The following is an 18915-nucleotide window of genomic DNA, read 5'->3' on the forward strand; positions in this document are numbered from 1 at the left end:
CGCCGGGCGTTCGCTCACTGACTTGCCGCGCGTAAAAACGCGTGAACCAGCGGCGCAGGTCTGCCTTCCAGCGCGTTGCGCTCGTGCTGGAATAACGTGGCGACAAAGAACGGATGGGTCACCAGTTCTACCGCCCGAATCTCGCCGTCATCATCCCAGCCCGTGACCCGCAGGTCGCCCTGCTCCAGTTCGCGGGCAAAATCGTCGGCAATCCCGTAGCTGCAGTGATAACCCTCTTCAATGCTGTCGCGGCCATAGGCGCGGGAGATAAGCGTATGGGCGCGCAGTTCAATATTGTCCGACTTTTCCACCAGCGAGCAGCTTAACGGCGCAATCACCATCCGCCCTTCGGTATCGGTTTCGGCATGCGCGGCATCCTGCCAGCCCATAACGTTGCGCGCGTATTCAATAATCGCGTGCTGGAAGCCGCCGCAGGTGCCAAGGAACGGAATACCGTTTTCCCGGGCGTGGCGAATGGCGATAAAGGCGCCTTCGGCATTTTTATAGGGGCTGGCGGGAACCACCCAGATAGCATCGTAATCGGCGAGGTCATCAGCGGATTTTATCTCACTGGTGGACAGCCAGTCATAGCGCAGCGGCAGCTCCAGTACGGCAGCGGCATCATCAATCGCCAGCGGAATCGCTTTATGGGCAACGACGTCGGGGTTGTAATCACCGACCAGAGCAATACGCAGGGGGGAGTTCATAGCAGGATCCTTATGTCATAGCGATTATCAGGCAACACAAGGAGCCTCAGGTTAGCGATCTCCACGGCAGAACACAATCCTTATTTTGTCTGCCCTTGAACGCGGGTAATTTACTCTAACTGGCGTTATGGTATTGGGCAAACAAACGGCTATGGATGCACGATGAAGGACAAAATTCTGGTTAGCGCCTGCCTGATGGGCTTTCAGGTTCGCTATAACGGCAGTCACAAAGCCCAACTGGCTAACGCGCTGTCTCGCTGGCAGAGCGAGGGGCGGCTGGTCACCCACTGCCCGGAGCTGGCTGCGGGGTTGCCCATCCCCAGACTACCGGCGGAGATCCTGGACGCACAGGGAGCGGACGTTATGCGAAATCGTGCTCAAATTGTCGAAAGCGACGGCCAGGACGTCACCGCGCACTATCAGCTGGCCGCCTGGCTGGCACTAAAAGCCGCGCAGGAGGAAGGCTGTACCGCGGCGCTGCTCACCGACGGCAGCCCAACCTGCGGCAGTCAGTTTATCTATGATGGTACCTTTAACGGACGGCGCAAACCCGGAGCCGGCGTTGCCGCCGCCCTGCTTCGCGAGAACGGGATTACGGTATTTTCCGAGCAGCAACTGCCGCAGCTGCTTGCCTGGATGAAACAAAGGGAGAGTGACGATGATTCAATGTAAACGCGTTTATGACCCGCAGGAAGAGAGCGACGGCTACCGTATACTGGTAGACCGCCTGTGGCCGCGAGGAATAAAAAAAGAGGCGCTCAATTACGCTGAGTGGTGCAAAACCCTGGCGCCATCGACAGATTTACGCAAGGCTTTTCACGGCGAGACGCTCGATTTCGCCCACTTTAGCCAGCGCTATCGCCAGGAGCTTGAGGCCCATCGTGATGAAGGCGAGCGCCTGGCCGCGCTGGCCCACCGGCAGACGCTGACGCTGCTCTACGCGGCGAAAAACACCCGGCATAACCATGCCCAGGTGCTGGCTGACTGGCTGAAAGCGCTATGACTTAGCCGGATGATCGCGGCGCCAGAGCTCCCATTCATCTAACGTTTCACCACCGGGTAGCTTGCACTCGGTGCGCACGCCCTGCGGGCTTTGAATGGGAACCTGTTTCCCGCCCAGCTGCTGACAGTAAACCGAAGCCGGGTTAGCCATCCCTACCGGATGTGCTTGCTGTGTCGGCTGAGTCTGCGCGCATCCGGCAAGCGCCAGTGGCAGCATCAGTATCATCCCCTTCATTTCTGCTCCTTAATTGATGAAAACGGTCTTTGGTCCCGAATCTCCACGGTTTCTCCATTTTAGCTGCACTTTTGCGTCGTAGAGTACCCCTGTTCTCGAACTGACCAGAGAACAGATCATTCCATAATCAATGAGTTTTTCCCCGTCGCCCCCGACGGGGCTTTTTTTTGTGATTTAATAAATTGAAATAAAAGGATTTATTTCAAAAATGTCCACATATCGACCACATTGACAAGAATAGCCCCCTTTCCAGGGGGCTATTTTTATACTGCAAGACTAAGTTGACTGTTCCCGTAATGAGAAGCCGGGAAAGCATCGCCGGGGATAAATCCTGGCGGCAAAGGATCTGCGTTGGTTGAGCGCTTCGTTACTCTGCGCTCTACGGTGTTAAGTGTCGTGAATGACTCGCTGCATTCAAGGTTCTGGCATTGATGATATTGCCGGATGGTGAACTCGCTTAACCGGCGGCTGGTGCGGGTGCGGGCGTTTGCGCCGCAGTAGGGACAAACAAACATGATGATCTCCCATAGGGAGTTGAACTCACGCCTATTATGGCCGCTACTGTTCAGTTTCTGCAATCCAGTCGCTTATTTTCGCCTCAAGCTCCATTTTCGTGGTAAATCCGTTATCACCGATCACATGTTCCGCTCTGGCAATTATCCAATCCTGAGTATCGATTTCAGGCTTAAAGCCCGACATGGTCAGATGCATACCCGGATATAAATCGGCGCGGCCGCGCGCCAGGGTTATCGAAAACTGTGCTGCGCCTTTCTGGAGCTGTATCCATTTTGCCGCAGCTGCGCGCCTGGCCGCCGTTTCGTTCTGATAGGTTTTACGCAAAACATACACGTTACCTTCAGCGCCTTCCATGTAATCCCCCTCCGGCCTGCTGCTTTTCTCCTCAGCCTTTTTTCTGGCAGTATTTGTTTTGCGCTTAGTGACCTTGACCGGTTTTTTCTTGCCGAAATTAAGATCCAGCCAGTACGCCCGCACGCCGGTGTAAGCATCGCGATCGGCAATGCGGAACCTGTGACGATCTCCGCTGGCACGGGTTATCTCAGCCGATGGCAGCGCCCTGCCGGATGCACTGACGCCGCCCCCAGGCTGGATAAACAGCAGACAGCCATTTTTCACGGTGGCAATGGCCCCCAACATCTCCGCCATGCGCGTTAAAAACGACATGTCACTCTCTTCGGTCTGATCCGCATGGTCAATCTCAATGTCGATCAGGGCCTCGCTAATCATGGGCTTCAGGTCATAGCGCCGGGCTATGGCCGATACCACCCGCTCTACCGCCACATCATGCCAGGACACCTCCCGCCTGACGTTCATCTCTTCGCGAAAATCAGCGCTGTGTGCGGTGATGTCAATAACATCCGGCGGCCCGCTATGCCCCACCTCGTCAACGGTGTAGAGGCCTTTGTAGATCAACGCCTCACCCAGCCAGCCGATGGACACCGCCAGCTCCGCACCGCGTGGGGGTAAATCCGTTACTCCGTCAGAGTCATCTACTGACAGAGTTAGCTGGTCAGCATCAAAACCGTTGTTATCTGTAACAGATAGCGAGGTGATTCGGTCGGCCAGTTCAGTCAGGGCAACCCCACCCAGCGTGATACTAAAATCCGGAGTCTTTACGACCTCACTTAATTTTTCTACATACGCTTCGGCTGCTGTTGTCAGCGTGTCTGCTATCGACATAACTCCCCCGTTTTTTGCTGATGATTCCATGCCCGCGCGCGGGGCTGAATCCCTTTTTGTTGTCAGCGAACGGGCAGACCGGCAACCAGGCGACGCCAGCAGACTTAACGTTGAATATTGCCCTGAACTCAAAGAGCAACATGATGGTGAACTTATGTCTGAAACTCGTTTTCACGGCGTCCGCTCTCGTGAAAATACCGACCTACAGCAGGCAATCAATGACATTGATTCCAGCGTGATCGGTATTGTTGCGGTTGCTGATGATGCCGATCCGGAAACTTTCCCGCTCAATACGCCGGTTCTGCTGACACGGGTGCGTAATGTCCTCGGCAAGGCAGGTAAAACCGGGTCACTTTACAAAGCCCTCAAAGCCATTTCCGATCAGTGCAGCCCGCGCGTTGTGATTGTCCGGGTGAAAGAGGCTTCCGGTAACGGCGCCAGCCAGTCCCAGGCCGTTATTGGCGGAACAGACGGCGACAGCTATACGGGAATGTATGCCCTGCTGACGGCGGAAGCCAAAACCGGCTATCGTCCGCGCATCCTGGCGGTACCGGACTACGACACCGAGGAGGTAACGTCACAGCTTTGCGTGATTGCCCAGAATCTTCGGGCTTTTGTTTATGCCGGTTGTAACGGCTGCGCGACCATGGCGGAGGCTATTGCTTATCGCAAAACCTTCGCTTACCGCGAGCTGATGCTGATCTGGCCTGACTTTATCGCTTACAACCCCCTGACGGATGATCACGAAACGTTTCCCGCCCCGGCTTACGCCTGCGGCCTGCGCGCCGCTATCGATAACAGCCAGGGCTGGCACAAATCGCTGTCGAATGTTGTGGTGAATAACGTTCTCGGTATTTCGAAGGATGTTTTCTGGGCATTACAGGCAGAAGACAGCGACGCGAACGAGCTTAACAACAACGAAATCACGACGCTTATCAAGCGTGACGGTTTCCGCTTCTGGGGCAACCGCACCACGGATACCGAAACCTACACTTTCGAGGTGTTCACCCGTACCGCGCAGATCCTGGCGGACAGTATCGCGGAGGCGCAATTTACCTCTGTTGACAGCCCGCTCACTCCGGCCAACGTGAAAGATGTGGTAAGCGGCATCCGCTCTGCGCTCAGCAAAAAAGTCACTGCCGGCCAGCTTATCGGCGCTGACTGCTGGTATGACACGCTGGACAACGGCACCACGGATTTGCGCCAGGGAAAACTGATTGTGCGCTATAGCTACAGCCCGGTCCCGCCGCTTGAAGATCTGACGCTATACCAGACCTTTACTGATGATTTTTACGAACCGGCGTTCGCGTCGCTCGGGGGTGAATAATGGCTGTTCCTCACAAACTGCGGCTTTTTAGCTGCTTTGTTAACGGCGACAACTATCTGGGAAAAGTGACCTCATTCACTCGCCCCAAACTGTCACGAAAGATAGAGGACTATCAGGGCGGTGGCATGCTGGGTGCGGTCGGTGTTGATCTCGGCCTTGAGGCTGGCGCGCTGGATTCCACCATTGTATTTGGTGGTGTCATCAAAGCACTGTTTCTCGAATACGGAGCAGAAATTGACGGCACGCGGCTGCGCTTTGCGGGTGAATATTTCACTGATGGCGAAAGCCAGCTTGTCGAGGTAGAGCTGCGCGGGCGATTTACTGAACTCGACGGTGGAGACTCAAAACAGGGAGAAGACACGGAGGAAAGCTACACCTTTAAATCCACCTACTACAAATTCTCCATTGATGATCAGCCCATTATCGAAATCGATCTGCTGAATTTCATCTACAAAAAGAACGGTCAGAACATGTTCCCGGACCGCATCACCTCCGCCCTTGGCATGGGCAATTAATAACCTTTCAGAGGGTGGCAAAGATGCCGCCCGGAGATTTTTAACATGGCTAAAAAAACTAAAAACCTGTTCACGCTGATGCAGCCGGTAGTTCGTAAAGACAGTGAGATCGGTCAGGTGGAAATCACCGGCGCCATCAGTCAGGCCGGATCGTTGCGCGGCCTGAATCTTATCCGCGTTGCCAATATGGATGCAGACTCAATTGCCACGCTGTTGACGCGGGTCACCGCGCCTGCGCTGACACAAAAAGAAATCAACGAAATGCACACTCTGGACTTTATCGGGCTGGCAGAGCTTCTGGTCCCTTTCTTGAATCCGCCGGAGCCTGGAGCGTCGAACGTGGCGGAGACGGAGAGCGAGTAATCACCGTTGCGTTTGACCAGATCGACGATCTGGTCGCTGATATTGCCGTAATTTTTAACTGGCCGCCCTCCGAGGTCTTCGGCATGGATCTTGGCGAGGTGATAGCCTGGCGCAAGCGGGCGGCGCTTCGAAGTGGTGCCAGTGATGAAGAATCTTGATATCCGCGTTGCATTCAGCGCTATCGACAGATTTACCCGCCCCGTTAATGCTGCCCGCCAGAGTGCGGGCGGCCTTTCCGACTCCCTCAAAAAAACACAATCCGCCCTGAAAGGCCTCGATAAAAGCTCTGCTACCTTTCAGCGTATGACTGCCGCCGTGAGCAAAACAGATCGCTCTATCTCACGTGCGCGCACTCGCTTTGAAGGACTGTCAGAGACGCAGCGCAAAAACGGGACGCTGACGGAAAGGCAGCAAACACTGATGACGCGGCTGGGTGAGCGCCTCGACAGGTTGAGCGCAAAGCGCGTGACGGAGGTGGCCCGCCTGCGTGAGAGCGCATCAGCATTGCGCCAGCATGGCGTTATGCTTTCCGGTAGTAGCGCCACCATCGGCAACGCGATACGCCGCACAGAACAATACAACCAATCCCTTGAACGGGAAAAACGGCAACTTGCTGCGGTCACTCAGGCTCGTAAACGTTACGAGGGTGCGCAGCAGATGGCCGGGAAGTTGCGCTCTGGCGGTGCCATAGCATTAGGTACAGCAACCGCTGCCGGGTACGGTGCCGGGCGCTTCCTGTCGCCTGCGGTTGGTTTTGATGAGGAAATGTCAAACGTTCAGGCGCTGACACGGCTTGATAAGGGCGATTCTCAGCTGGCCGCCCTGCGTGCTCAGGCTAAAAAACTTGGCGCTGAAACCGCCTTCACCACACGTGACGCCGCCAGCGGCCAGGCCTTTCTGGCAATGGCGGGCTTCACGCCAGATGCTATTCGTGACGCCCTGCCCGGCGTGCTTAATATGGCACTGGCGGGAGGGATGGACCTGGGCGCCAGCGCTGATATCGGTTCTAACATTCTTTCTCAGTTTTCTCTTGATGCCGGAGAGATGGACCGCGTCAGCGATGTGCTGACTGGTACCTTTACCCGCACCAATACCACGCTAAGCAGCCTGGGCGAAACAATGAAAGTTGTCGGCCCCGTAGCGGCAGGGCTTGGAATTAACCTGGAAGAAGCAGCAGCCATGACCGGCACGCTGGCGCGCGTGGGTATTCGTGGTAGCGAGGCGGGTACTGCAATGCGCCGCGCCCTCTCCCGGCTGGCCTCCCCCACTACAGCAGCAAAAAAAGCACTCAAAGAGCTGGGAGTGGAAACTGCCGACGCCAGCGGAAAAATGCGCCGCCCGTTCGATATTCTTCTGGATCTTCAGAAAAAGGCTTCCAGATTTGGCGATGTTGATCAGATTTCATTCTTTAAAGACATTGCGGGTGAGGAAGGCTTCACCGGCCTTCAGTCTCTGGTTAGTGGCGCAGGTGATGGCTATCTCCAGTCACTCTATGAGCAAATCGCTCAAGCGCACAAAAATCAGGAAGCAAACACAGTCGCAAAGGTCAAAACGAATAACCTTGGCGGCGATCTGAAGGAGCTGGACAGCGCCTGGGAGGCGTTTCGCATTTCTGTCGCTGAAACGGTGGACGGGCCTTTGCGCCGACTGACGCAGGGACTCAGCCATGTTATTGGCAATATAAAAAGCTGGGTGGAAGAAAACCCGCGACTGGCTAAGACGCTGTTTGTTGCCGGTGGTGTTGCGCTGGCGCTGACTGCCGCAGTCGGCGGGCTGTCTCTTGCTGCTGGCTTACTGCTGGGGCCGCTGGCAAAGCTCAGGCTCGGCTTTGCGCTGCTGTCTGGCGGGAGTGGTATTGGTGGCACGCTGTCCGCGTTCCGGGCGCTGTCTGCTGTGGGTGGCAGCTCGCTCGCGAAATTCAGCGGCTGGCGCATCGTGTTGGGGAGTATTTCCGCGCACGCCAGCGCCATGGTTAAAAGTGTCGGCGCACTCGGCGGACGCTTCGCCGCCCTTCGTAGCACGTTACTCGCGGCCTTTATCTCCCCTGGCGCTGCGCTTGGCTCCCTGGTTAAAGGGGTTGGCGGGCTGGCCTTCCGGCTGACTGGCCTTCCGGCGCTGCTTGGTGTGGCTAAGGCAGGGATCGCTGCCCTGGGTGGGGGGTTGTCACTGCTGTTGAGTCCGATTGGTCTGCTGGGTGCTGCGTTTGTGGCGGCGGCAGTGCTGATCTGGAAATACTGGGGACCAATTAAGGCATTTTTTGCGGGTGTCTTCACGGGGCTGATGCAGGGGCTGGCACCGCTTCGCGCCGCATTTGCAGGTTTTGCGCCTGTCTTTGGTTTGATTGGTGGTGGCGTAAAACAGGTCTGGAACTGGTTTAAGACATTACTCACTCCCATGGAGCAAAGCCGCGAATCGTTGAATAAATGCGCCAGCGCTGGAAAGACCTTTGGAGAGGTTCTGGGGACCGCGCTTAGCGTACTGCTTTGGCCGCTTCAGAAGTTGATGGAAGGCGTTGGCTGGTTACTGGAGAAGCTCGATCTCATCCCCGATGGTATTGAAAGAGCCAGGCTGGAAGCGGCCAGGCTCAGGGCAATTCCGGTTATGTGGGAATGGGATGAAAAATCCGGGCGCATGGTTAAAAGGGAGTGGCAATGGTCAACCGAAAAGCCTGCAAGCAAAGGCAGCGCGCCGCCTGATGTGCTCGGGGGTAACTCCGGGACAGAGCGACGGCTGGGCCAAATCGCGGATAACACAAAAGGCCTTTTAGATGAGGAAAAGCGCAAGCGTGTCGGGCCAGGGGATATCGTATTTAAAAATCTGCCGCCTGCACTGGCGGTGCGGGGTGAATGGCAGGAGTCGCGGCTTGTCCGCCAGTCCGTCAGCGCCCGCCCGATCATTGCGGCCGGTGAGCCGGTGGTATTGCAGGCGCCAGCCCTGAAAGCGGTACGCCGGGATGAAGTTAAACGCGCAGCAGCTGCGGCGCAGGGCGGAGTTTTTTCTGGTGAGATCCACGTCCATTTGCATGATGTGCGGAGTGATAACCCGCGCGAGCTGGCGCGGCTGGTTGGCGAAGCTGTCCGCGCGGAAATGGATAAACGGCGGCGCGCTGACCGGGGTTCGTTCCGGGATAATGATTAATGGGGAGTCATAACTATGATGATGGTATTCGGGCTTTTTGTCTTTGAACTCAGGACGCTGCCCTATCAGCAGTTGCAGCTGTCCCGTAACTGGCGGCACGTCAAAAATGATCGTGTTGGCCGTAGCGCAAAATGGCAGTACGTGGGCGCGGGTGAAAATCAGCTGACGCTGGGCGGGCTGCTCTATCCAGAAATTACCGGCGGCAACCTGTCGCTGGGTGCCGTCTCCACGATGGCGTATACCGGGCTGGCCTGGCCTTTAATTGATGGGGTTGGCTCGATTTACGGGATGTATGTCATCACGGGGTTACAGGAAACGCATCAGGAATTTGATCGTTATGGTAAGGCCAAAAAAATTGAGTTCACGCTTTCACTGCAAAGGGTTGATGAGGATATCCGGGAGAGGCTGCAAAGCGCCTCTGTAAGCGATCTGATGGCCACACTTAAAGAAGGGGCGGAAACGGGATTGAATAGAACGCAGGAGTAAGTTGGTAAATTACATTAAGGATTTTAGCTTGCGGATTTTGATGCACATCTCTCAATTGGCTAAAGTTGAGGGACTCAATTTTACACTCTAATTTGTGGTCTAAAAGCGTACAAATCCTTAAAGTTGAGATAATCATTTTCCGCTGTTGCAAGTAGACAACAGACTCATAGTTACGCTAATCTTTCAAGCATACAACTACCTCATAATAGGGCATAAAATGCGAAGCAACTTTGACGGCTTTTATGGAATTACTGAAGATACTGTTGGTGAAGTATTTACCAGTAACGAAACTGTATTTATCTTCGATACAAATATTCTATTGACTTTATATCGATGTGAAGAAGAAACACGCAATCAGTTCTTTGCTATTTGGAGAAAAATAAAAGATCAGTGTTGGTTCCCTCATCATGTATGCCTTGAGTATCAGCGAAACAGGCTTAATGTTGTTAAAGGAAGCAGAGATTCTTTAACTGCCGTTCAAAAAAAAATAGACAACGCGATTACAAGTCTTAGAAAAGATTTAAGTACTGATGAATTCAACAAAACTATATCGAGATACTCAAACCTTCGTGGTGAACTGGATATTTTTTTAGAGAAAGTCACAAATCTTGCTAACGAATTTGAAAGTAACTCTATTAACATTAGAAATAATAAAATTGATTTTTTTTCGAGTCATGATGTCATTCGCGATCAAATAGACGAGCTTACCGAAGGTCATATAGGTCCTGAACCAGAGAGCCAAGACATCATCAATCAAATAAACCATCTTGGCAAGACCAGATATAAATATAATATTGGACCTGGTTTTGAGGATGCTAAAGATAAAAAAAACGTATTTTACTCCTATAAAAATATAAATTATGATGGAGAATATGGTGATTATTACGTTTGGCATCAAATGTTGGACTATGTTACATCCAACCAAAATAAAAATGTAGTTTACGTTACAAACGACGCAAAATCAGACTTTTTTTTCAAAATAGATGGCAAAGTTAGGGGGCCCAATGAGTCATTAATAACAGAAATGAAATCAAGAGGTGCACAGAAATTCCTCCTGCAAAACATAAACACTTTCCTTCATCATGCTAACGCTCATCTTAATGCACGTATTGATGACACAACTATTTCAGAATTAACAAACGCAAGCCCGCTAAACAAAGGAAGCGTGGATGTTCTAAAGTTATTAACCCGACAAATCATCCGAAAGAATATACATGAACTCTCGAGAGGCTCGATTTCAAAAAGCCATTGCGAAGATTTGGAGAAAACATATTCTAAAAACTTAGAAATATTAGACTCTTCCCTAAAGCAACTATGTAACCTCGATCTCACCTCAACAACCAACTTAAATGAAGTCGAGCTAGCTCAATTAGAAGAGCAAAGACAGAAGCTTCTGTCAAAAATCGAATTTTCTAAAATGTTATTGAAAAACATTGATGCATCATTAAATGACAATTGGATTAATAATTCACTAAACATTGACGATATAGAAAATTCTAATGAAGATAGTTAGAGGCCTTCTGATACTATCTAAATTATAACCTCAGTAATCAAGATAAATATGGCGGATAAAATATGCATCCGCCAATTAACCCCCTAATACTTCCTTAGATAATCCCCCCTCCCCTCAACACATGCCGTTTCATCCACTTCACATTTAGTGATCAAACATTAGATGAGTTACACTTTAATAATAAAGCCACACCTCCCCTTCCATGAGTTAATTTAAACTTCTTAAAACATGCACTTAAATAATTAAAATATTTCATAAGGATTTATTCAACACCTTTTAAGCTGTACGCTTCCACATATAAAAAGTCACATATTCATTAGTTACATCTATATCTTCATTTGTGGACTCTGTAAGGCCCGAAGCATCAATGTAAGTTCCCTCCGTAAGCGCCAGTGGGCCACTTTTCTGGTTATCTGTTCCGTGGGTAGTGTTAGGATCCCAGGTTGCCCCGGGGGATCTGTCACCCGAACGGTGCCAGTGTGGGGGCAGATTATCAGCTTCGAGTTTTACCTTGTTACTGCCGCCGGTCACGCCATACTGAGAACCAATTCTGACAACCCTGTCAATAAAAGTCTCGCTTAAATCCGTCCATGTCTGCCAGGGAAAGCGCTCCACTGGGCTTTTCTCACCTGCCACAATGATTCCGACGTAAAAAATGGCGTCAACAATTGCTCTGTAGGCCGCTCCATCACTGTTGAGTCCCAGCACCCTTAGGGCTTCGGATGTATCGCTCAGATCGGAAAGATTATTTTCTTTCTGAAGGGAGCCGGTGATGCGTGAGTCATCCCCCGCAGCTACCATTCCCGCCTCGGTGCCCACGTCCCGCGTGGCTGAACTCCCCAGCTCCAGATTATCCCGGGCCTCTTCGGTATCGTTTAAATCAGCAAGATTTTGTGCTCGCCGCAGATAGCGTTTATCGCCCGTTTCCTGCGTGAGAGTGGCAAGCGCCGGATCGATAACAAGCTGCACGCTTGAAGTATGGGTCAACGTCAGCACCAGCGTCAGAATGATCTCTTTAATAATGGAATCAGATTGCGCCGGGAGATACGTCGCCGGATATGCGCCGTAAGCGATGAGCGTACCCTTAGCGCTAACCAGTCCCGCCTCTCTGAGCGTCTTACCCGGATAATCCCTGCAGTTGATAACGATCTGACCGCTGATAAACCCCTCATTGCTTGAATCAGAGTCAAAGGTCTCTCGGCCAAACTGACCAAAAAGCGCCGTCACCGCCGCTAGGTCATCGGGATCGGTCGGCAATGTCACGCCGCCACCATCACCGATCAGTACGGCGGTAATATCCACAACCTCCCCCGCCTGATACGCGGCCTCGATTTCAGCGGCGCCCGCCGTGGTTAGTGTCAGTCCCGCGGCCATTATGCCTCCTCACTTTTTATTTCTGACTCAATACCGTACACGCTGGCAAGGCGATCATAAAAATCATCACTCACGGTCTTGCGGTCAGCATCGATATCGCCTTCATCAAGATAAATCACGCCAGCGTTCTGAAGCCGGTTCAGGTGCTCCAGGAAAAATGCATCGGTCTGGCAAAAGTCGATCAGGCTTTTTAATTGATTGAATGTTTTCATAATTTATTCGTTATCCAGTTGCCGGGTAAAACGTCGTAATCTTCCAGGCTAGTGCATTTATTGAACGTGTAATAATGCGCAGTAACGTTTGGTACTTTGCCCATAAATAACTCGCCTTTTCCGGTCAGCAATGCGCAGCCCCTGAATAATGCCGTAGTGGTGATAATGTCCGGGTAACTCGCAAGATTAAATATCGTGTTAACGTCGCTCCGTAATGACTCGCAGCCGTCAAACGTATAGCCAACCGTGGTTGCTGCCGTGCTATTAAATAAACCCGCTCCAGCCGTTTCAAGGGCCGGGCAATCCGCAAACACGTTAGTGAATGAAGTCACATTTACACTGGCGGCAAAAAGGCCGGCAGGCACTGAGCGCAGTTTTTTACAGCCTCTGAACGTCTGGCCGTAAGCTGTAACCAGCGGATTGCTGCTGAACAGGTTTTCCGGTATTTCCTCCACGCCAGTATTCTGGAACGTCGCGCCAAACGAGGTGATAAGCGAGCAGGACGCAAACAGCGTCGGCGGAATATCCACCAGTGCCGCACAGCCGAGGAACGTCGAGGCGGCACTGGTCAGCAGAGTGTTGTTTTTCAGTAAATCGCCGGGCAATACTGCCAGCGAGGTACAGCCTGAGAATGTCAGCGTTAACGAAGTAAGATTAGGACAGCCGTCAAACAATCCCGAAGGAAGAGCGGCTAACGCTGTACAGTCCTGGAAAGTGGCTTGCAGCCCTGCCAGGGCTACCATATCGCTAAACAGCGCATCTGGCAGCGTAGATAACGAGGAGCATCGATTGAATAAGAAATGAACGGCGGTCATCTTGGCGCAACCGGCAAACATATCTCCCGCGAGAGAAACCAGAGAGCTACAGCCGGAAAATGCATAGCCCAGGCTGGTTAACGAGCTGCAACCCCGGAATGCCCCTGCCCCCACTGAAACCAGCGAAATACAGTTCATAAACGCGTAGACAAATGTCGTCACCAGCGCTTTATCAGCAAAAGCATCTGCATCTATTTTCGTGAGCGATTCACAGTTAGCAAAAGCGTATGAAAAAGTAGTGACTTTCGCGCAGTCTGCAAATGACGGGAGCGCTGTCAGGCTGCTGCAACCATAAAACGTACTGGCAAAAGTTGTCGCCGCTGCGCAGCCTGTGAAAATATCTTTCGCTACAGTTTCAAGTGAGCGGCACGCATAAAATGCGGAGGAAAATGTTTGCGCCAGAGCGCACCCGGAAAATACCCCCGCACCGACTGTTTTTAATTTATTGCATCCAGAAAAAACCGTCCCGAAATAGGTTACTTTCGACAGTCCAGCAAACAGGCCGGCAGGAACAGAAAGCAGCGCGGTACAGCCGTTAAACGCGCCGCCAAAATGATTCGCATCAGAACAATTTGAAAATAATGTAGCGGGTAATTCAGTGAGCGCCGCGCATTTCTGGAATACTCCCGTAAATGCGCCGCCCGGAACGTCCGTGAACATATCAGCAGGCAATGCAAGAAGATTTATGCACGTTCTGAAAGTATAAGAGAATGCCGCCGCTAATATACAGCCTTTAAATATACCCGTGCCGATATTTTCAAGCTTAGAGCAACCATCAAATGCGTAATTGAAATTCACAGCAGATACACAGCCGTTGAATAGATTATTGCCGATGCTGAGCAAGCCAGTACAGCCCGCAAATACAGATGAAAAGTCAGTCGCACTGGATTGATTTGCAAATAACCCCACAGGAATTTCAGTAAGCGAGGTGCAACTCTTGAACGCGTTTGTAAAGGATACTACTTTCATTCGAGCAAATAGCGAAGCCGGGATACTTGTCAGTGATGAGCAGCCGGAAAAAATATTTGTACAATCCGTCACGTTTGGTAGATCGTCAAATGCCCCCGAACGAATAGCCATCAGACCAGTGGTATCCAGCGCAAACCCCGAAAGGTTATCTCTATCACCCGTCACGCTAATCAGCTCTACAACAGTGTTTAGTTTTGAGGACACGTTAGATAAACGGGTTCGCAGACAGGCCGTTTCCGTGTTCTTAATCGTGATGGTGTACTCTTCTCCCTCCACCACGTCACGCGTCGGAATAACCCAGCCGTACACAGCACTGGCAGCATCAAAACGGTATTCCCGGCTGTCTGTTCCGTCGCCATAGTCAATAGTGAAATCTTCGTCCATACGAGCAAAGAATATTGGTCTGGTTGCACTGTCGATGCGGGTGATGAACTTCATCACCGCGACCACTTTCACACTGATCATCGCGCTGACGCCGTTAGTCGTCGTGACGGTGACCGAACTGGTGCCCCGCTTCACGCCCGTAACCAGAATAGCGCCGTTGACTATTCGGGCAGTCGCGATTGTTTTATCCGACGTGGTTACCGTAAAGGTTTTATCTTCCGCGTATTCAGGGAGGATGGTCACCGTGACCGTTTCCGAGTCACCGGGGGCCAGATTCAGCTCGTAGCGGGATAAAACCACCTGCAACGGGACAAAGCGCGGCGTGATTTTCTCCGTGGCGTACATGTAACCGGCCGCATACGAGGCTCCCTGAAGTCGGCCAAATACATGAACGGAAAACCAGCTGCGCAGATTCCTGGCGCGCAGCACCGCCAGTTTCAGATCCTGCTGGTCGTATTCCGTCACCGGTAGATCGTTCTGATACACGTTCAGGCGAAAGGTATACGGATCGCCTTTAGGATTCTGGTTAAACCATTCGACAATATTTGTACCAAACGGACTATCAACCAGCGCACGGCGCACGGCGGCAACCGTCCCGCGATGGCGGTGGATGTAGTGCGCGCGTTTAATCGCATCGCGTTTCTTCTGTTCTGACCAGTTAATATTCCAGGTATCAACCTGGTATTCCCACGCCAGCCACGGCAGGAGCGCCAGCGGGCAGCTGTCGGGATCTTTCACCCAACGGATCAGATATACAGGCAACTTCGCCAGTGCTGCAGCGCTGGCCCTGTCAATGGCCCGCTCCACGGCAGTGGCGTTGGGTGGCAGAATGCTGGCGGGATAATTAGCGGTCATAGTCCATTACCACAAGGTTGATTTTAACAGAGGTGCAATGCGGGGCTTCGCCCATCGTCGCAACGACGTCGGCGGCCGGCGAATGCAAATCGACAGTGACAACGCCGTCCTGATGCAGCGCCCCGTCTATGCCCGACCGTGCAACCGTGGCGTTGATGAGATGCACAGAGGCGGTGTATTCGTTCAGTGCAGCCGTTGCTTTTTCCAGCACCGTGGCGGTGTCCACGCCGTAAGGGACGTAAATGTCAGCAACCACCTGATAATTCACAATCACAGCGGAACGAACATAGTCGGCCACATAATCTGTAATCGGACGCACGTCCTCCGGGTTCACCGCTTCCAGGACTTTATCGAGCAGAGCCTGCGGGGCGGTTCCATCCCCGGTGCGTGACAGCACGTAGAGGAAAACGCGGCCTTCCTGGTTATGCGTCTCCGGGCCATAGGCGCGCACGTCGAGCACATCCGCATCAGCCCCGCGCGCAAAATAGTGATAGGCATTACGGGCGCCCGCCGTGCTCAGGCGCGCCCATGAGAGCAGCGTGCGGGCGCGCAGCGCTTCATCGCTTTCGTATACGGCGTCCGCCTCGTCGGTGGCTTCGGTAATCAGCAGGCGTTCAGTGTCAAAATTCCCCGCGACCTGATCGAGATCCGCCCCCAGGGCGCTGGAAAGCAGCACCGCGCGCACGGCTTCATTGATACGTTGCAGCAGATGGATCTCGCGATAGGTGAAGGCCTGAGCCAGCGCGGCCATCGGTTCAGATTCCAGCAGTAACGCAGCAGACACAGAAGCCTGAAGTTCCGCAGGCATGGCCGCCACGATAAGCGCCCGGATATCAGTCAGCACCGTTTCAAAATCGGGCACCTCGACGACGTCAGGCTGCGGGATCTGAGATAAATCGACGGACGTTTGCACACTAGCTCCTTAGCCTGATGGTGTTACTGGTTTCTGTCATGGTTTCCGTGATGGTGCCGCTCAGCTCGGCGGTCACTGCGCCTGTTTCTGAAAACACCACGTTGACGGTAGTCAGGCTGATCCGCGGCTCCCACTGCGCCAGCGCGATAGCGGCGGCGGCCATCAGCTGCATGCGGGTGACGGCGTTCTGCGGCGCATCGAGCAAATCAGGGATCGCGCTGCCAAAGTCCCGGCGCATCACACGGGAGCCGGTTGGCGTGGTCAGGATTTTTGTCACGGACTGCCAGAGCTGATCGTGATCGGTCAGCGCGCCGGTGCCTTCCGGGTTCATCCCGGTATAACTGGCTGTCATTGCGGGCCTCCCGTGGTACTCCCGCCAGACTGCACGCCACCGTGTTTATGTTCGTGCACGGTGATCCCGTTTGACTGCAACACGCCGCCGGAGTGGATCACATCACCGGCCATCGTGCCGCCGTGGGTCAGTTCGAAAGTGCGCGCTTTAAGTTTTTCTGTGCATTCCACCTCGGGCGCGTCCAGCGTGACGCGGGTTTCCGCCTGGATATGCGCGGTTTTAATGCCGGTCACGGACAGCGCTCCGGCATCGTCGGCAGCGTCATAATGCACGCGCGCGCCATCCGGTGCGGTGATGCTGATTTCCAGCAGGCTGCTGCCCGTTGGCGGGTTATCTGCGCTGTATGCTGAACCAATCACAAACGCGTTTTCAGGGTTGCCGCCCGGGCAACCGATCCAGACCTGCTCCCCTGTCGAGGGCGGCAGCCAGATGCTGAATGCCCCGGCGCGGGTCACGTTCCAGCGGATCCAGGTGGTCAGCAACCTGCCGGAGCGAACGCGCACCGCTTGCTTGTCGGCGCTGATTTGCTCCACGACGCCCTGGCGCAGAATGTTTTCCAGCAGGCGCATCAGCTCAGCATTCATGACGCACCTCCCAGACTGCTGAGAACGGCGTTTTCCGTAGCGATCAGGTCTGCCGGAGTCATGCCCAGTAGTTCGCGCGCCGGGTACTGCGCGTAAGCGCCCGGACCAACTTCATCCTGGAGGCCGTACTGGTGAATACGGGCAATACGCGCGGCGATACCATCAAACCCTACGGAGACGCCGCCCGCGTCCGGTCTGACCTTCATAAAACGCAGGGTGCGCAGGCGGGTAAACATCGGCGCTTTTTTTGTCTCCGTCTGCGTCGCTGATTGCGTTTTGATTTCCAGATAGCGCTCGATATCGGCCCGGTAGAAGGTGCGTATACCGCTGCGCTTCTCATCAAAGCCCGTGATTGTCCGGCCATATTTACCGCGCCCGCCACGCCAGTTTTTCAGCGCCCGCACCTCGTTATTCCAGACGAACTTGATCCCCTGCTGGGTGCGGTAAACTTTGCGGCGGCGTGCCGTGTAGCTGCTGCCGTCCGGGTTTTTCTGTGACGCGATGCGGCGCTGCTGACTGCGGCGCACTGCCAGGCCAATTTTGCGCGCGGTACGGGTGCGCCCCGCCGGGCTGACGCCGTCGAGAATGTCCTGAAAGACCTGATCCAGCTCGCTGAACATGCGATCGCTCACGCTCCGGCCTCCTGAAGCATGCCTTCAAATACCAGCCCCCAGCCAGAGGCGTGAGGGACCAGCACGCGCGGGCGCGGCTCCGGCAAATGCTCGGCATACGGCGCGCCGTTTTCATCCAGCTGCACCAGTACCCGCTGACGCACCGGCAGCTCAAACATCAGATCGGCGGTGTCGTCGCTGTTAATCAGCGTGGTGAATTTAATCTGCTGGTTTTTATCGGGGTTCAGCAGCAGATCGGGCTGATTAAACCAGAGCCAGGCCATCAGCGGCAGCGTGAAGTCGTCAATGCTCCCGGCATAGTTCATGACGAACAGCACCAGAGAATAGCGGTACATGAATGACGGCGTTTCACCGGTAGTTTCAATGCCACCCTCTTCAACAAACACCGTCCAGGCCTCCGGGTTCGCCCGGCACCAGGTGTTTGCTTTCTCTATGGCGGCGCGGAGTGTGTTTATCTTCAGCATTTATGGCTCCTTATGGGTGTTCTGACGCAGGTTGTCCCACTGGCGGATCGCCGCTTTGTCAGCATTGCAGGCATCAAGCGCATCCATCAGCCTGTCGCTGAATATCGCCACCGCGCCCCAGGTCACTGGCTGATCCAGCGCCGGGCGTGGCGTTTCTTCGGTCAGGCTTTCCGGGACGGGGTCACGGACCAGCTGAATGATCGGCGCGGGCGGTGCGTTTTTGCAGGCTGCGGCTGACAGCGTCAGGCACAGGAGTAACAGCGCACGTGTCACCATTGAACGCGGCCTGCATTGCTTCACGTCGGCGCTCCCCTTCTGCATTACGCTGTTGCTCACGGACTTTCACCTCTGCCAGTAATTTGTGGGTCTGTATGGCG

The 18915-nt window shown here is 53.7% G+C and carries 22 protein-coding genes; 9 read left to right on the top strand and 13 right to left on the bottom strand.

What is annotated here, in order from left to right; all coding sequences use genetic code 11:
- Positions 1-14: 14 nt before the first annotated feature.
- Complete coding sequence (locus ACE3MN_RS15670; RefSeq protein ID WP_004138314.1) at positions 15-707, bottom strand: CTP synthase; 693 nt, start codon at positions 705-707, stop codon at positions 15-17.
- A 162-nt stretch (positions 708-869) separates the two neighbouring features.
- Between ACE3MN_RS15670 and ACE3MN_RS15675 the strand changes: the two genes are divergently transcribed.
- Entirely contained in the window at positions 870-1379 is a 510-nt protein-coding gene (locus tag ACE3MN_RS15675) for a DUF523 domain-containing protein (protein WP_004138316.1), read from the top strand.
- Complete coding sequence (locus tag ACE3MN_RS15680) at positions 1366-1710, top strand: DUF488 domain-containing protein (protein ID WP_004138318.1); 345 nt, start codon at positions 1366-1368, stop codon at positions 1708-1710. Before ACE3MN_RS15675 ends, ACE3MN_RS15680 begins: the two co-directional genes overlap by 14 nt.
- Here ACE3MN_RS15680 and ACE3MN_RS15685 read toward each other — a convergent pair.
- The 3 genes from ACE3MN_RS15685 to ACE3MN_RS15695 form a co-directional block, all read right to left on the bottom strand.
- Positions 1705-1944 carry a DUF333 domain-containing protein gene (locus tag ACE3MN_RS15685; RefSeq protein ID WP_004138321.1) on the bottom strand — a complete coding sequence of 80 codons (240 nt, stop codon included), beginning with the start codon at positions 1942-1944 and terminating at the stop codon, positions 1705-1707. The genes ACE3MN_RS15680 and ACE3MN_RS15685 overlap by 6 nt on opposite strands.
- 263 nt (positions 1945-2207) lie before the next feature.
- Positions 2208-2459, bottom strand: a complete 252-nt coding sequence (locus ACE3MN_RS15690) for an ogr/Delta-like zinc finger family protein (RefSeq protein ID WP_074177363.1) — start codon at positions 2457-2459, stop codon at positions 2208-2210.
- A 43-nt stretch (positions 2460-2502) separates the two neighbouring features.
- Positions 2503-3642, bottom strand: coding sequence for a phage late control D family protein (locus ACE3MN_RS15695; protein ID WP_102650239.1), 1140 nt, complete (start codon positions 3640-3642; stop codon positions 2503-2505).
- Between the two features lie 154 nt (positions 3643-3796).
- Between ACE3MN_RS15695 and ACE3MN_RS15700 the strand changes: the two genes are divergently transcribed.
- The 7 genes from ACE3MN_RS15700 (at position 3797) to ACE3MN_RS15730 (ending at position 10984) form a co-directional block, all read left to right on the top strand.
- Positions 3797-4969, top strand: a complete 1173-nt coding sequence (locus ACE3MN_RS15700) for a phage tail sheath family protein (RefSeq protein WP_102650240.1) — start codon at positions 3797-3799, stop codon at positions 4967-4969.
- Positions 4969-5484, top strand: coding sequence for a phage major tail tube protein (locus ACE3MN_RS15705; RefSeq protein ID WP_004131586.1), 516 nt, complete (start codon positions 4969-4971; stop codon positions 5482-5484). Before ACE3MN_RS15700 ends, ACE3MN_RS15705 begins: the two co-directional genes overlap by 1 nt.
- Before the next feature lie 45 nt (positions 5485-5529).
- Entirely contained in the window at positions 5530-5847 is a 318-nt protein-coding gene (locus ACE3MN_RS15710; RefSeq protein ID WP_004131585.1) for a hypothetical protein, read from the top strand.
- The gene (locus ACE3MN_RS15715) at positions 5847-6005 is read left to right on the top strand and encodes a GpE family phage tail protein (RefSeq protein WP_032440702.1); all 159 of its coding nucleotides are present in this window, start codon (positions 5847-5849) and stop codon (positions 6003-6005) included. The genes ACE3MN_RS15710 and ACE3MN_RS15715 overlap by 1 nt, the downstream gene beginning before the upstream one ends.
- Positions 5992-8985 carry a phage tail tape measure protein gene (locus tag ACE3MN_RS15720; protein WP_375364094.1) on the top strand — a complete coding sequence of 998 codons (2994 nt, stop codon included), beginning with the start codon at positions 5992-5994 and terminating at the stop codon, positions 8983-8985. Before ACE3MN_RS15715 ends, ACE3MN_RS15720 begins: the two co-directional genes overlap by 14 nt.
- A gap of 15 nt (positions 8986-9000) precedes the next feature.
- A complete protein-coding gene (locus tag ACE3MN_RS15725) occupies positions 9001-9471 on the top strand; it encodes a phage tail protein (RefSeq protein ID WP_375364095.1) in 471 nt (156 codons plus the stop codon).
- Between the two features lie 217 nt (positions 9472-9688).
- Positions 9689-10984, top strand: coding sequence for a PIN-like domain-containing protein (locus ACE3MN_RS15730; RefSeq protein ID WP_375364096.1), 1296 nt, complete (start codon positions 9689-9691; stop codon positions 10982-10984).
- Between the two features lie 276 nt (positions 10985-11260).
- Here the strand turns inward: ACE3MN_RS15730 and ACE3MN_RS15735 are convergent, their stop codons facing one another.
- Genes ACE3MN_RS15735 through ACE3MN_RS15775 form a run of 9 tightly spaced genes read right to left on the bottom strand, consistent with a single transcriptional unit; the run spans position 11261 to position 18874 of the window.
- Positions 11261-12358, bottom strand: coding sequence for a phage tail protein (locus tag ACE3MN_RS15735; RefSeq protein WP_375364097.1), 1098 nt, complete (start codon positions 12356-12358; stop codon positions 11261-11263).
- Entirely contained in the window at positions 12358-12570 is a 213-nt protein-coding gene (locus ACE3MN_RS15740; RefSeq protein ID WP_274491210.1) for a hypothetical protein, read from the bottom strand. The genes ACE3MN_RS15735 and ACE3MN_RS15740 overlap by 1 nt, the downstream gene beginning before the upstream one ends.
- Positions 12567-15593, bottom strand: a complete 3027-nt coding sequence (locus ACE3MN_RS15745) for a phage tail protein I (protein WP_375364098.1) — start codon at positions 15591-15593, stop codon at positions 12567-12569. The genes ACE3MN_RS15740 and ACE3MN_RS15745 overlap by 4 nt, the downstream gene beginning before the upstream one ends.
- Positions 15583-16506, bottom strand: a complete 924-nt coding sequence (locus ACE3MN_RS15750) for a baseplate J/gp47 family protein (RefSeq protein ID WP_375364099.1) — start codon at positions 16504-16506, stop codon at positions 15583-15585. The genes ACE3MN_RS15745 and ACE3MN_RS15750 overlap by 11 nt, the downstream gene beginning before the upstream one ends.
- Position 16507: 1 nt before the next feature.
- Entirely contained in the window at positions 16508-16858 is a 351-nt protein-coding gene (locus tag ACE3MN_RS15755; RefSeq protein WP_375364100.1) for a GPW/gp25 family protein, read from the bottom strand.
- Complete coding sequence (locus ACE3MN_RS15760) at positions 16855-17442, bottom strand: phage baseplate assembly protein V (RefSeq protein WP_375364101.1); 588 nt, start codon at positions 17440-17442, stop codon at positions 16855-16857. Before ACE3MN_RS15760 ends, ACE3MN_RS15755 begins: the two co-directional genes overlap by 4 nt.
- Positions 17439-18074, bottom strand: coding sequence for a phage virion morphogenesis protein (locus ACE3MN_RS15765; protein ID WP_375364102.1), 636 nt, complete (start codon positions 18072-18074; stop codon positions 17439-17441). Before ACE3MN_RS15765 ends, ACE3MN_RS15760 begins: the two co-directional genes overlap by 4 nt.
- Positions 18071-18538, bottom strand: a complete 468-nt coding sequence (locus tag ACE3MN_RS15770) for a phage tail protein (RefSeq protein ID WP_375364103.1) — start codon at positions 18536-18538, stop codon at positions 18071-18073. Before ACE3MN_RS15770 ends, ACE3MN_RS15765 begins: the two co-directional genes overlap by 4 nt.
- Entirely contained in the window at positions 18539-18874 is a 336-nt protein-coding gene (locus ACE3MN_RS15775; protein WP_158656823.1) for a peptidase, read from the bottom strand. It lies immediately after the preceding gene.
- Positions 18875-18915: the final 41 nt, after the last annotated feature.

This window comes from Klebsiella grimontii (assembly GCF_042137965.1).
Lineage (GTDB): Bacteria > Pseudomonadota > Gammaproteobacteria > Enterobacterales > Enterobacteriaceae > Klebsiella > Klebsiella grimontii.